Origin of the sequence: Streptomyces sp. NBC_01294, assembly GCF_035917235.1 — a bacterium.
Classification (GTDB): Bacteria; Actinomycetota; Actinomycetes; order Streptomycetales; family Streptomycetaceae; genus Streptomyces; species Streptomyces caledonius.
Genome location: NZ_CP108423.1, coordinates 3,975,780 through 3,988,914 on the forward strand (window position 1 = coordinate 3,975,780; position 13,135 = coordinate 3,988,914).

Genomic DNA, 13,135 nt, shown 5'->3' on the forward strand with positions numbered 1-13,135 from the left:
GTCCGAGGAGTACTCGGGTCTCCTGCTGCGATGTCTGACCTTCGCTTTCAGCAGCCGGACGGCGATGCCACTCTCAAAGACTGGCAGTACGTCCACAACATGATCATCCCCACCCACCTCCTGTCTCTGGACGAGGTACGGGAACGTTCCCAGCTCCACCACCTGGAGGTCGCGTATCTCGGTGATGCACTCGTGGGCTGCTAGCACGGTGCGCCCGTCGGCAGACGACACGTTGACGGCCACAGTGATCGCCCGCGTGCTCAGCACTCACCGTGGACAGGGATTCGGCGAAGTACTCTACGCGCGCGGGGTCAACCGGGCGCGGGAGCTGGGTGCCAAGGTGATCGAGACCGTCGTCCTGTCCTCAAACGACGACGGTCTGCGGTTCGCGCAGAATCACCGGTTCGTCGAGACCGAGCGATACCTGCTATCGGGGGACACCATCCCCTATATCGACCTGCGGCTTCCCTGACCCCGACTGGCCTGGAGCTCGTTGCTCCGGGCATGGTGATAGTCGAACAGCTTTTGTTCGAAGGCGCTGGGCCCGCCAGCAGCGCCGGACTTGGTTCGGGGTACCCCTGGCGGAGCATGCCGGGAGGAGAGGCTCATGAGGGAGTTGAGCAGCTTCGAGATGGCGACCTCGGGCAGGAAGTCACGAGGAGGTGTACTTAATCGTTCTCGGAACTCGTTCAGCTCGCGTTCTTAAGTCCGCGCACACCGTGCACATGGTCTCCTCTTAGATGCGCATCGGTGCGCATTTTATGCCGGTATTTCGTCACGAAGACCAAGTGTGCGCGCCCACGAAAGCACAATGCGTAAATTTCCGAATCCAGGTCATGCCGATCGTAAACCGTCGGCACGCTGAGAGCGTGAAGGCAGACGCGGGGCGCAAGTATCGTGCGTACCCCACCGGGGATCAGAGCCAGGTCCTGATCGGGTGGGGGCATACGGCGCGCGCTCTGTGGAACGTGGCCCTCGAACAGCGCGTGTACCTGTGGGAGCAGCGCCGGTACACCCTGCGCTCAGCCGAGCAGTGCAAGCAGCTCACCGCCGCCCGCAACGACCTGGAGTGGATCGGGGAGCTCCCAGCTCAGGCAGGCCAGCAGATCCTCCGCAGCCTTGACCGGGCCTACGACAACTTCTGGAACCCCGAGCATCCGGCCCGGTTTCCGGCGCGGAAGAAGCGCGGGCACCGCCTGTCGATTCCGTTTCCCGGGCAGGCGGTCGAGGTCCGCAAGCTGAACCGTAAGTGGGCCGAAGTGCGCCTGCCGAAACTCGGCTGGCTGCGGTTCAGGCTCTCCCGCGCGATCGGCGGGACGATCCGCAACGCCACCATCTCCCGGGATGGCAACGGCTGGCACATCTCCTTCGGTGTCCACACCGGCCGCAAGCCGGACGCGCCGAACGGGAAGCCCGCGTGCGGGGTGGACTTCGGGGTCGCCGCCTCCGCGTTCGTGTCCACCGAGACGGCACCCCGCCTCATGCCGCCGTCGCTGACCGCCAACGAGCAGAAGCGGCTCAGGGCGCTGGAGCAGCGCAAGGCCCGCCAGGTCACGTACGCGAAGAAGTACAACGGAGGGAAGTACGGCAACCGGCTGCGTACGACGATCGCCCAGATCGCTGGGCTCACCACCCGGCAGGCCAACCGACGCCAGGACTTCACGCACAAGCTCACCACTGATCTCGCCAAAAACCACGGCCTAATCGGTATTGAGAACCTGTGCGTGAAGAACATGAGCAAATCCGCGAAGGGCACCGCCGAGAAGCCGGGAAGGAACGTCCGGCAGAAAGCCCGGCTGAACCGGGCCATCCTCGACAACACCCCCGGCGAACGGCGGCGCCAGCTTGAGTACAAGGCCTGCATGCACGGGTCCGTACTCGTCACCGTCCCGCCGTTCCACACATCCCAGACCTGCGCCGCTTGCGGCCAAGTTGATCCCGGATCCCGTAAGGGATGCGGCCGGCTGTTCGCCTGCACCCACTGCGGGCACGAGGACGACGCCGACCACAACGCCTCGGTCGAGATCGAGGCCCGAGCCCGCCGGACGGGTGGCTCGGACATCAACAGCACGCGCAGCATCCCCAGGGTGCGAGTCCCGGCCTCAGGCCGGAGGCGGATGCGTGAAGCCCCGAAGCCCGCCCACGCGAGCTGAAGGGAATCGCCCCCATACCCGGGGGCGAGGATCGTCAAAGGCCGCGCAGCAGGACCGCCGGGGATTCGACGCAGTCGGCGACGTAGCGCAGGAAGCCGCCCGCCGTGCCCCCGTCGCAGACCCGGTGGTCGAACGTCAGCGACAGCTGCACGACCTTCCGCACCGCCAGCTCACCCTGGTGCACCCACGGCTTCGCGATGATCCGGCCGACGCCGAGCATCGCCGCCTCGGGGTGGTTGATGATCGGCGTGGAGCCGTCGACCCCGAACACCCCGTAGTTGTTCAGGGTGAAGGTGCCGCCCGTCAGGTCGGACGGGGCCAGCTTCCCGGCGCGGGCCAGCTCGGTCAGCCGGGCGAACTCCGCCGACAGGGACTCGGGGTTGAGGTTCTGCGCGTCCCGGACCACCGGGACCACCAGGCCCCGCTCGGTCTGCGCGGCGAACCCCAGGTGCACGGACGGGAGCCGGACGATCTCCTTGGCCGCGAGGTCCACGGTGGAGTTGAGCTCCGGGTACCGGGCCAGTGCGGCCGTGCAGATCCGGGCCAGCAGCGCGAGCACCGAGATCTTGGGTCCGGCCGCGGCGTTCATCGCGGCCCGGGCGGCCATCAGCTCGGTGGCGTCGGCATCGACCCAGCAGGTGGCGTCCGGGATCTCCCGGCGGCTGCGCGAGAGCTTCTCGGCGACCGCCCCGCGCACGCCCTTGAGCGGGATCCGCTCGCCCTGCACCGCCACGGCCGCAGCCGCGACGGGAGCCGGCTCGGGGGCCCGCAGCGCGGCCAGCGCCGCCTCGACGTCCGCCCGCAGGATCAGGCCCTCGGGTCCGGATCCGTGCAGGGCGCGCAGGTCGACCCCGCCGTCCCGCGCCAGCTTGCGCACCAGCGGCGAGATCACGGGCACGGGCCCGGCCGGGACGGCCGGGGCGGGCGCGACGGGCGCCGCGGCCGGCACGGTGACCTGAGCCGCGACCGGAGCCGCGGCCGGCGCCGAGACCTCGGCGGTGACGGGTCGCACCCGTCGCCGACGCGCCGGGCGCGAGTGGTCCGTGCCGTAACCGATCAGGGGCCGGGGCACGTTGCCGGAGCCTTCGCCTTCGGCTTCGGCCTCGGGGGCCTCCGGGAGCGTCTGCGCGCCCACCGCGACGGTGATCAGCGGCGCCCCGACCGGGAGTTCCGTGCCCTCCTCCCCGAAGCGGGCGGTGACCACACCGCCGTAGGGGCACGGAACCTCCACCATCGCCTTGGCCGTCTCGACCTCGACCACCGGCTGGTCGATGGCGACGACGTCGCCCACGGCCACCAGCCAGCGGACGATCTCGGCCTCGGTCAGGCCCTCCCCGAGATCGGGAAGCTTGAATTCCATTACCTGCGGCATCAGTTCTCCCACTGCAGGCGGGCCACGGTGTCCAGGATCCGGTCCACTCCCGGCAGGTGGTGCTTCTCCAGCATCGGCGGCGGGTACGGGATGTCGAAGCCCGTCACCCGCAGCACCGGCGCCTCCAGGTGGTGGAAGCACCGCTCCATGATGCGAGCGGCGATCTCCGCGCCGGGTCCGCCGAAGCCGTTCGCCTCGTGGACGACCACCGCGCGCCCGGTACGGCGTACGGACTGCATGACCGTCTCCTCGTCGAAGGGGACGAGCGAGCGCAGGTCGACGACCTCCAGCTCCCAGCCCTCCTCGCGCGCCGCCTCGGCCGCCTCCAGGCAAACCGGAAGCGAAGGGCCGTAGGTGATCAGCGTCGCGCTCGCGCCCGTCCGCCGGACCATCGCCTTCCCGATGCCCGGGACGGCCGTCGGCGCCTCGGGCGACCAGTCGGCCTTCGACCAGTACAGCCGCTTCGGCTCCAGGAAGATCACCGGGTCGTCGCTCGCGATCGACGCGCGCAGCAGCCCGTAGGCGTCCTCGACCGTCGCCGGGGTCACCACGTGCAGACCGGGGGTCGCCACGTAGTACGCCTCGGAGGAGTCGCAGTGGTGCTCCACGCCGCCGATCCCGCCGCCGTACGGCACCCGGATGGTGATCGGCAGGGGCATCGCGCCGCGGGTGCGGTTGCGCATCTTGGCCACGTGCGAGATGAGCTGCTCGAAGGCCGGGTACGCGAAGGCGTCGAACTGCATCTCGACCACCGGCCGCAGCCCGTACATGGCCATGCCGACCGCCGCGCCCAGGATTCCCGCCTCCGCGAGCGGGGTGTCCGTGCAGCGCTCCTCGCCGAACTCCTTGGCGAGCCCGTCCGTGATCCGGAAGACCCCGCCGAGCGTCCCGACGTCCTCGCCCATGACGTGGACCGTCGGGTCCTCGGCCATCGCGTCGCGCATGGCCCGGGTCAGGGCCTGCGCCATCGTCGAGGGCTTGGCCCCCGGCTTCGCGGACTTCGCCGCCGCCACCGTCGTCACGCCTGGTCCTCGGCTTCCAGCTCTGCACGGAGCATGGCCGCCTGCTCGCGCAGCCGGTCGGTCTGCTCCGCGTACACGTGCGCGAACAGGTCCATCGGGTCCACCACCGGGTCCGCGTTCATCCCCTCGCGGAGCGCCGCCGCCATCACCTCGGCCTCGTCGCGCGCCGCCTGGACGGCCGCTTCGTCGATGATCCCGCGCGCGGTCAGCTCGCGCTCGAGCAGGACGATCGGGTCGTGCGCCTTCCAGGCCTCGACCTCGGCGTCACCGCGGTAGCGGGTCGCGTCGTCGGCGTTCGTGTGGGCTTCCATGCGGTACGTGACGGCCTCGATCAGGGTCGGACCGCCGCCGGCCCGGGCCCGCCGGACCGCCTCGGACAGCACCTCGTGCATCGCGGCGATGTCGTTGCCGTCGACCAGCCGGCCGGGCATCCCGTATCCGACGGCCTTGTGGGCCAGGGTCGGGGCCGCGGTCTGCTTGGCGAGCGGGACGGAGATCGCGAAGCCGTTGTTCTGCACGAGGAAGACCACCGGGGCCTGCCAGACGGCGGCGAAGTTCAGCGCCTCGTGGAAGTCGCCCTCGCTGGTGCCGCCGTCGCCGACCATGGCGAGGGCGACGACGTCGTCGCCGCGAAGCCGGGCCGCGTGCGCCAGGCCCACCGCGTGCGGCAGCTGGGTGGCGAGCGGGGTGCTCAGCGGGGCTATGCGGTGCTCACGCGGGTCGTATCCGGTGTGCCAGTCGCCGCGCAGCAGGGTCAGCGCCTGTACGGGGTCCAGTCCGCGCGCCACGGCCGCCAGGGTGTCGCGGTAGCTCGGGAAGAGCCAGTCCTGGTCCTCCAGGACCATCGCGGCCGCGATCTCGCAGGCCTCCTGGCCGACGGTGGAGGGGTAGACGGCGAGCCTGCCCTGCTTGGTCAGCGCGGTGGCCTGGGCGTTGTAGCGGCGGCCGCGCACCAGCTCGGCGTAGCACCGGCGCATCAACGCGGGGTCCAGCCGGTCGGCCGCCTCGGTTCCGAGGACCCGGTAGGGCTCGGCGTCCGGGAGCAGCGGGGCGGCGTCCGTACGGGGCCTCCAGGCGGGCGGCGGGGTGGGACGGTGGGACGCACCGGCACCGGGCAGCTCTTGGACCGTCATGGCGGCGTACACCTCCTCGTGGGAAGCGGGCAGGGGGTGCCCCGGATGTGAGGCCCCTCACCTACCGATTGTTCGGTTGTCTGCGCATTTTGGCTACAGGCGGCTCCAGGCTGTGGACAAACTGGCGCCTGGGCCCTGGGATGGATGCAGGACGTCCAGGAGAGGGAGGCATCGGGCAATGCCGGATGAACAAATGGCCGGAGCGGGTTCCGTACCGGCACCACCGGGTGGCGCACCCGGCTCCTCCGCAAGCCCTCCTGTGGCACCGCGCCCCCTGGACCCGATCGACCGGTCGATCATGCGGCTGCTCCAGGCGGACGGCCGTGCGTCGATACGGTCGGTGGCGGAGCAGGTGCACGTCTCGCGGGCGAACGCCTACGCCCGCATCAACCGGCTCATCGACGACGGGGTGATCCGCGGCTTCACGGCCCGCGTCAACCACGAACGCGCAGGCCAGGGCGCATCCGCCTATATCACCCTGAAGATCGTCCAGAATTCCTGGCGCACGGTCCGCGAGCAGCTCCGCGAGCTCCCGGGCGCCGCGCACATCGCCCTGGTCAGCGGGGATTTCGACGTGCTGCTCCTCGTGCACACCCCGGACAACCGGACCCTGCGCGAACTGGTCCTCACGCGCCTCCAGGCCATCCCGGAGGTCCTCTCGACGCGCACCCTGCTGGTCTTCGAGGAGACGGACCTGCTGGACACGGGGCCGGGCGGGCCGGGCCCGGGCGGGGCCCCGGCGATCGCCGAGGAGTAGGCCGCCGCCGGGAGCGTGGCGGCCGGTGGGGCGTGGCGGCCCGCCAGAAGCGCGTGGCGGCCGGTGGGCCGTCCGGGTACGACAGCGCCCCGGGAACGGCCTGTACGGGCCGTTCCCGGGGCGTCGGCTGTGTGCCCCTCCGGTGCTACCGGTGGATCACTTGGTGTCGTAGTAGCCGAAGAGGTCGACGATCAGGTCGGTGTCGTCCCAGCCCTGGTTCCAGAAGTCGACGATGCCGGTGGACCCGGTGCTCGCCTGGACCAGGTTCGGGACGGTGGCGCCCCTCGTCCAGTTCAGGTTCGAGGAGTTGGGCGGCGTCGGCCAGTCCTCGGCCCCGTTGATGTAGTCGTCCATCGAGTTGGGGTCCGGGGTGACCGTGAGGAACCCGTCGCCCTGCGTGTTGGTGACCGTGGCGTTCATCACGAAGCCCGAGATGGCGGGCTCGTCGTAGGAGAGCGGCATGTAGATGTAGCTGCGAGCCCCCAGCGGGCCCCCGTCCCAGCTCGCGGGGTCACGGGTGTCGAGCAGACGCTCCGGCGCCAGCGGCAGGAAGGCGCCCTTGCTGTCGGTGCTGTAGAAGCCGACGACGTCGACGATGACGTCGGTGCCCGCCCAGGCGCCGTTGAAGACGCTGATCTTGCCGTCCGCGCCGACGGGCACGATCACCGAGTTGGCGATCGTCTGACCGGCGGTGAAGTTCAGGTTGGACGCGGTCGGGGTGGCCGCGCCGCCCGGGAAGACCGACAGGTGGCCGGCCTCCTTCGGGTTGGTGACCGTCACGTTGAGCGCGACGGCGCTGATGCCCTGGGGCACGCCGCGCAGGCCGCTGATCTGGGTGGAGAAGGTCTTCCGTCCGCCGAGCTGGCCCTTGACGGTGCCGAGGCCGTCGCGGGTGTCGACGAAGCGGGACGGGGTGATCGGGCTGTAGCCGCTGGACGCGGAGTGGCTGAAGTAGCCCGTGACGTCCGCGATCAGGTTGACCGGCATCGAGCTGCGGTTGGCCAGCTCGACGTAGCCGTTCTTGCCGACCGGCACGATGACCAGGTTCGGAACGGTCTGACGGGCCTTGAAGTTGACGTTCGACGTGGTCGGACGCTCGGTGCCCTCGGGGAAGGCGATGATGTGGCCGTCGCTGTTGGTGTCGGTGACGGTGACGTTGAGGACCACGGCGGTGACCCCGGCCGGGATGCCGCCGTTGCCGCCGACCTTCACGCGGGTCGAGCTGTACGGCTGGACCGTGCCCGCCGGCGCGCCGGTCCCGTTGCGGGTGTCCAGCAGGCGGGTCGGGGCGTACGGGGTGAAGTCCGAACCCGGAGTGACGACCGCGATGGTGTTGGTCGCCGTCACGTTGTTCGCGACGTCCTTCACGGTGACCTTGACCGTGTAGGCGCCGACCTCGGCGTAGGTGTGCGCCTTGGTCAGCGTGGTGGTCTTCTCGTCCGTGTTGTCCACCGTCGTGCTGACCACCTCCGTCTTCTCGTCGCCCCAGTCGATGGTGACCTCCAGCGTGGCGTCCACGCTGGTGAAAGCGGTGTCCAGCTCCAGGGAGTGCGCCGAGGTGCCGTAGGCGTTCAGGCCTATCGCGAGGTCCGGGTTGCCGGCGACGGCCGCCTGCGCCTGCGGGGCGGCGGCGACGCCGGTCTTGGCGGAGGGCAGCGCCTTGCGGACCGTGCGGTCGGCGGGGCTGGTGAAGGAGTGCTCCTTGGACTTGGACGCCTTGCCGAGGCCCAGGTCCAGGTCGGGCTTGCTCATACCCTGCGCGTCAGGCTTGGCCGGATCGGCCTGGGCCACGCCAGGGATGAGGCCAATGCCGGCCGCGACCATGGCGGCAGCGGAGATTACGAGACGGCGATTGCGCACCGGCCCCCCATTTTCTTTACAAAAGCGGCTTTTTGAACGCGCTCAGGACGGAAATCCTGATCAGCGTACAGAGCCCCGCCGACACCGGGCGGATCGGTCCCCCCGAAGCCTCAGCGGACCGTGCGCAGGCCGTCGAAGGCCATGTGGACGACCGCGTCCGCGAGCTGGTCGGGGCCCGTCCCCGAGTGCGGGCGGTACCACTCGACCAGGGAGTTCACCATGCCGAAGAGCAGGCGGGTGGCCAGCCGGATGTCCACGTCCGCCCGGAGGTCGCCGTCCGCCGCGGCGGCCTTGAGCAGGTCGGCGACCTGGTGGTCGAACTCGCGGCGGCGTTCCAGAGCCCAGCGCTCGGTCAGGGTGTTGCCGCGGACGCGCAGCAGCAGCGTCACGTACGGCAGCTCGGAGAGCAGCACCTCGACCGTGCGGCGCGTGACGTACTCGACGCGCTCGACCGCCCGGCCCCGTACCGCGCCGGGCTCCTCCAGGACCGCGAAGAGCTCGTCGAGGGCGCGGCTGACGGCCCGCCGCAGCAGCTCTTCCTTGCCCGCGACGTGGTGGTAGATCGAGGACTTCGAGATGCCCGCGGCCTTGGACAGGTGCTCCATCGAGGTGCCGTCGTAGCCGCGCTCGTTGAAGACCTGGACGGCGACGGACAGCAGCGTCTCGGGGGTGTACGTGTCCCGCTTGGCCGTGGTCACTGCTCCCCCTCCTCGTCGCCGGCGGCGTAGCCCAGCTTGAACAGCGCCAGCGAGGGCGCGTACCGGCCGCCGGGGCAGCGCTCGTCGAGGTGGTGCAGCAGGTCGTAGGCCCAGTCCCGGCCGAGCCGGTCGTGCCATTCGGCCGGTCCCACCGGGTAGTTGACGCCGAGCCGCATGGCCGTGTCGATGTCCTCGGCGGAGGCCACGCCGCGGGCGACGGCGTCGGCCGTGAGGTCGATCAGCATCGCGACGGTCCGCGCGACGATCATGCCGGGGACGTCGCCGATGACGGAGACCTGCTTGCCCAGCTTCTGGAAGAGGCCGATCGCCTCGGCGAGGGTCCGCTCGCTGGTGTCCTCGCCCGCCGAGAGCGCGATCCGGGTGGCGCCGCGGTAGTCGAGCGCGAGGTCGAAGTACACGACGTCCGTGAACTCGACGGAGGTCTTCCCGTCCGCGAGGACCAGCTGGCCCTCGCCGGGCAGCTGGATGTACGGGCCCCCGTGCTCGGTGGCCGTGACCGCGATCCCGGCCTCCTCCAGCAGGTCGGCCAGGTCCGCCGCCGGTCCGAGGTCGCCGACGACGGTGACCTTGGCCGGGGCCTCCTCGGGTCCGGCGGTGTGCGGCTGCGCGGCCACGGCCTGCGGGCCGTACGGGAACCAGCCGTGCCCCGACTTGCGGCCGAGGCGGCCGGACTGGACCAGCCGGCGCTGCGCGAGGGAGGGGGTGAACTTGGGACTGCGGAAGAAGGACTCCCACACGGAGCGGGTCACAGCCTCGTTGACGTCCTGGCCGATCAGGTCGGTCAGCTGGAACGGGCCCATCTTGAAGCCGCCGCTCTCGCGGAGCACGGCGTCGATGGTGGCCGGGTCGGCGCCCTGCTCCTCGTACACCGCGAAGGCCTCGGCGTAGAAGGGGCGGGCGATCCGGTTGACGATGAAACCGGGGGTGTCGGCGCAGCGGACCGGCGTCTTCCCCCAGCCGAGGACGGTGCGGTACGCGCGCTCGGCGGCGGCCGGGTCGGTCGCGGAACCGCTGACCACCTCGACGAGCGGGAGCAGCGGGGCCGGGTTGAAGAAGTGCAGGCCGAGGAAGCGGCCGGGGTGCGCGAGCCCGGCGGCCAGCTCGGTGACGGAGAGGGAGGAGGTGTTGGTGGCCAGCAGCGCGTCCGGCTCCACCACCTCTTCGAGCGCGGCGAAGAGCGCCTGCTTCACGGTGACGTTCTCGACCACCGCCTCGATGACCAGGGAGGCCCCTGCGAGGGCCGCGAGGTCGCCCGCCGCACCGATCCGGTCGATCGCGTCCTCGGCCTCGGCCCGGTCGAGGCGGCCCTTGGCGGCCATCCGCTCGACGCGGTCCTGCACGAAACCGACGCCGTCGGCGGCGAGGGCGGCGTTGATGTCGTAGATCAGCACGCGGTGACCTGCGAGAAGGGCGACCTGGGCAATGCCTTGGCCCATGGTGCCCGCGCCGACGACCGCCACAGTGCGGGACCGTTCGATTGCTGTCATGTCCTGATCCTCCCGCACCGACTTGTCCACAGGTCCGCCGGGCCCACTTGTCCCGACCGATCGTTCGGTTACTCTAACTCCAGTCTGCTCTTCTTCGCCCGGCTCAACGAGGAGTTGGTCCCTGATGGCCGCCGAGCTCACCGTCCCCCAGCTGTCCGCCAAGCACCGGCCCACCCTGGACCAGGCCTTGTCGGCGATCCGCAGTCGTGCCTACTGGTCCCCGCACCCCGAGCACCCCAAGGCGTACGGCGAGACCGCGCCGGCCGACGGGCTCGCCGCTTTCGAGGCCGTCCGCGGCACGCGGCTGGACCTGGGGCAGCCCGGCACCGACGGCTGGACGGGCGCCGAGGTGTCCCCGTACGGCCCGGAGCTGGGTGTCGAGTACCCGCACGTGGACCCGGACGTGCTGCTGCCCGCGATGAAGGCCGGCATGGGTGCCTGGCGCGACGCGGGCCCCGAGGCGCGCGCCCTGGTCTGTATCGAGATCCTGGCCCGCATCTCCGCCCGGACCCACGAGTTCGCGCACGCGGTCATGCACACCAGCGGCCAGGCCTTCATGATGGCGTTCCAGGCGGGCGGCCCGCACGCGCAGGACCGCGGCCTGGAGGCGGTGGCCTACGCGTACGAGGAGCAGACCCGGGTCCCGGGGCAGGCCGACTGGTCGAAGCCGCAGGGCAAGAAGGACCCGCTGAATCTCGGCAAGAGCTTCACGGCGGTCCCGCGCGGCATCGCCCTCATGATCGGCTGCAACACCTTCCCGACGTGGAACGGCTACCCCGGCCTGTTCGCCTCCCTCGCCACCGGCAACGCGGTGCTGGTCAAGCCGCACCCGCGGGCCGTGCTGCCACTCGCGCTGACCGTCCAGGTGGCGCGCGAGGTCCTCGCCGAGGCGGGCTTCGACCCGAACCTGGTGGCGCTCGCGGTGGAGCGTCCGGGCGAGGGCATCGCCAAGGCCCTCGCGGTCCGCCCCGAGATCAAGCTGATCGACTACACCGGGTCCACGGAGTTCGGCGACTGGCTGGAGACCAACGCCCGCCAGGCGCAGGTCTACACGGAGAAGGCCGGCGTCAACACCGTCGTCCTCGACTCCACCGACAACTACAAGGGCATGCTGGCGAACCTCGCGTTCTCCCTCTCCCTGTACAGCGGCCAGATGTGCACCACCCCGCAGAACCTGCTGATCCCGCGCGACGGCATCGCGACGGACGCCGGCCCCAAGACGTACGACGAGGTCGTCGCCGACCTCGCCGCCTCGGTCGGCGGCCTGCTGGGCGACGACGCCCGGGCCAACGCGCTGCTCGGCGCGCTGGTCAACCCGGACGTCAAGGCGCGCCTGGAGGCGGCGGCCGGACTGGGCGAGGTCGCGCTGGCCTCCCGGGAGGTCGTGAACCCCGAATTCCCGGACGCGGTGGTCCGCACCCCCGTCCTGGTCAAGCTGGACGCGGCCAAGCCGGACCCGGAGGCGCCCTACCTCTCGGAGTGCTTCGGCCCGGTCTCCTTCGCGGTGGCCGTGGACACCACCGCCGACGCCCTCGACCTGCTGCGCCGCACGGTGCGGGAGAAGGGCGCCATGACGGTGGGCGCGTACACGACGTCCGCGGACACCGAGCGGGCGATCGAGGAGGTCTGCCTGGAGGAGTCCGCGCAGCTCTCCCTGAACCTGACCGGCGGGGTCTACGTCAACCAGACCGCGGCGTTCTCGGACTTCCACGGCTCGGGCGGCAACCCCGCGGCCAACGCGGCGCTGTGCGACGGAGCCTTCGTCGCGAACCGCTTCCGCGTGGTGGAGGTCCGCCGCCAGGCCTGACACCGGCGCGTTGCCGGCCCGGGTGGGCGCCCCCCGCCACCTCGCTACCCCGCTGCCTCGCTTCCGAAGGTGCGGGCGGAGGCGTCCACCTGGGCCAGCCTGCGCAACGCCGCGAACATGGCGTCGCCCAGGACCGTCCCGACCACGACGGACTCGACCAGGTCCTCGCGTGCCACCTGGCGCATGACGTGGTCGAGATCCGCGCGGGCCACCCGCTCGGCCGCCTCGGCGTACTCGTCGAGCACCCCGGTGCCGAAGCCCGCGTGCCCCACGCGGGCCAGCGCCGCCAGCGCCACCGTGAGGGCCTCCGCCGCCGGGGCGTCGGCCGACACCCGCCAGCCCCGCGCCCCGATCAGCCGCGCCACCTTGTCCCGGGCCAGGTCCGTCTCCGCGTCCGGCTCCGAGGCGTGCCCCGGCACGAGCCGGTCGGCCGCCGCGCCCAGCACCTTGTGCACCGGCCGCTCCTTGTCGTCGACGGCGTCGAGGACCTCGCCGATGGCGGAGAGGGAGAGACCGCCCACCTCCAGCAGGGCCCGGATGAGCCGCAGCCGCCGCTCGTGGGCCTCTCCGTAGCTGGCCTGGTTGGGGCTGGTCAGCTCGCCGGGCGGGAGCAGGCCCTCCCGTACGTAGTACTTGATCGTCGGTACCGAGACCCCGGTCCGGCGGCCCAATTCCCCGATGCGCATCGTGCGTCCACCCGTTTCTGCTTGCTCTGTCCCCGCCCATCATAGATAGTGGCGCTATCAGATAGCGGCAAGCGCCACTATCCATTCCTGTGGGGGGAACCGTGTCTTCACTGCGTACCTGGCACCGGCCACTGACCGT

Annotated in this window: 10 protein-coding genes and 1 pseudogene; 4 read left to right on the forward strand and 7 right to left on the reverse strand. The window is 71.0% G+C overall.

Annotated elements, in window-relative coordinates:
• The first annotated feature begins 30 nt into the window (after positions 1–30).
• Both OG534_RS17960 and OG534_RS17965 read left to right on the forward strand, forming a co-directional pair.
• Positions 31–472 (forward strand): annotated as a pseudogene (locus tag OG534_RS17960) (GNAT family N-acetyltransferase).
• A gap of 268 nt (positions 473–740) precedes the next feature.
• Complete coding sequence (locus OG534_RS17965) at positions 741–2,153, forward strand: RNA-guided endonuclease InsQ/TnpB family protein (protein ID WP_326589070.1); 1,413 nt, start codon at positions 741–743, stop codon at positions 2,151–2,153.
• A gap of 34 nt (positions 2,154–2,187) precedes the next feature.
• Here OG534_RS17965 and OG534_RS17970 read toward each other — a convergent pair whose 3' ends face one another.
• The 3 genes from OG534_RS17970 to pdhA are packed head-to-tail and all read right to left on the reverse strand — an operon-like array spanning position 2,188 to position 5,680.
• Entirely contained in the window at positions 2,188–3,525 is a 1,338-nt protein-coding gene (locus OG534_RS17970) for a dihydrolipoamide acetyltransferase family protein (protein WP_326589071.1), read from the reverse strand.
• The gene (locus OG534_RS17975; protein WP_326593683.1) at positions 3,525–4,493 is read right to left on the reverse strand and encodes an alpha-ketoacid dehydrogenase subunit beta; all 969 of its coding nucleotides are present in this window, start codon (positions 4,491–4,493) and stop codon (positions 3,525–3,527) included. The genes OG534_RS17970 and OG534_RS17975 overlap by 1 nt, the downstream gene beginning before the upstream one ends.
• A 50-nt stretch (positions 4,494–4,543) precedes the next feature.
• Positions 4,544–5,680, reverse strand: a complete 1,137-nt coding sequence (gene pdhA / locus OG534_RS17980; RefSeq protein ID WP_326589072.1) for a pyruvate dehydrogenase (acetyl-transferring) E1 component subunit alpha — start codon at positions 5,678–5,680, stop codon at positions 4,544–4,546.
• A 178-nt stretch (positions 5,681–5,858) separates the two neighbouring features.
• Here pdhA and OG534_RS17985 point away from each other — a divergent pair, with 178 nt between their 5' ends.
• On the forward strand, positions 5,859–6,437 hold the full coding sequence (locus OG534_RS17985) for an Lrp/AsnC family transcriptional regulator (RefSeq protein ID WP_326589073.1): 579 nt from the start codon (positions 5,859–5,861) through the stop codon (positions 6,435–6,437).
• A 156-nt stretch (positions 6,438–6,593) separates the two neighbouring features.
• Here OG534_RS17985 and OG534_RS17990 read toward each other — a convergent pair whose 3' ends face one another.
• The 3 genes from OG534_RS17990 to OG534_RS18000 form a co-directional block, all read right to left on the reverse strand.
• Positions 6,594–8,189: a hypothetical protein gene (locus OG534_RS17990; RefSeq protein WP_326589074.1), complete on the reverse strand. Its 1,596-nt coding sequence runs from the start codon at positions 8,187–8,189 to the stop codon at positions 6,594–6,596.
• Positions 8,190–8,407: 218 nt separating this feature from the next.
• Positions 8,408–8,995: a TetR/AcrR family transcriptional regulator gene (locus OG534_RS17995; protein ID WP_326589075.1), complete on the reverse strand. Its 588-nt coding sequence runs from the start codon at positions 8,993–8,995 to the stop codon at positions 8,408–8,410.
• Positions 8,992–10,503 (reverse strand): 3-hydroxyacyl-CoA dehydrogenase, encoded by a 1,512-nt coding sequence (locus OG534_RS18000; RefSeq protein ID WP_326589076.1) that lies wholly within the window; start codon positions 10,501–10,503, stop codon positions 8,992–8,994. Before OG534_RS18000 ends, OG534_RS17995 begins: the two co-directional genes overlap by 4 nt.
• A gap of 124 nt (positions 10,504–10,627) precedes the next feature.
• Between OG534_RS18000 and paaN the strand changes: the two genes are divergently transcribed.
• Positions 10,628–12,310: a phenylacetic acid degradation protein PaaN gene (paaN, locus tag OG534_RS18005; protein ID WP_326589077.1), complete on the forward strand. Its 1,683-nt coding sequence runs from the start codon at positions 10,628–10,630 to the stop codon at positions 12,308–12,310.
• Positions 12,311–12,354: 44 nt separating this feature from the next.
• On the opposite strand, the gene OG534_RS18010 is transcribed toward paaN, so the two are convergent.
• On the reverse strand, positions 12,355–12,996 hold the full coding sequence (locus OG534_RS18010; RefSeq protein ID WP_326589078.1) for a MerR family transcriptional regulator: 642 nt from the start codon (positions 12,994–12,996) through the stop codon (positions 12,355–12,357).
• Positions 12,997–13,135 lie beyond the last annotated feature (139 nt).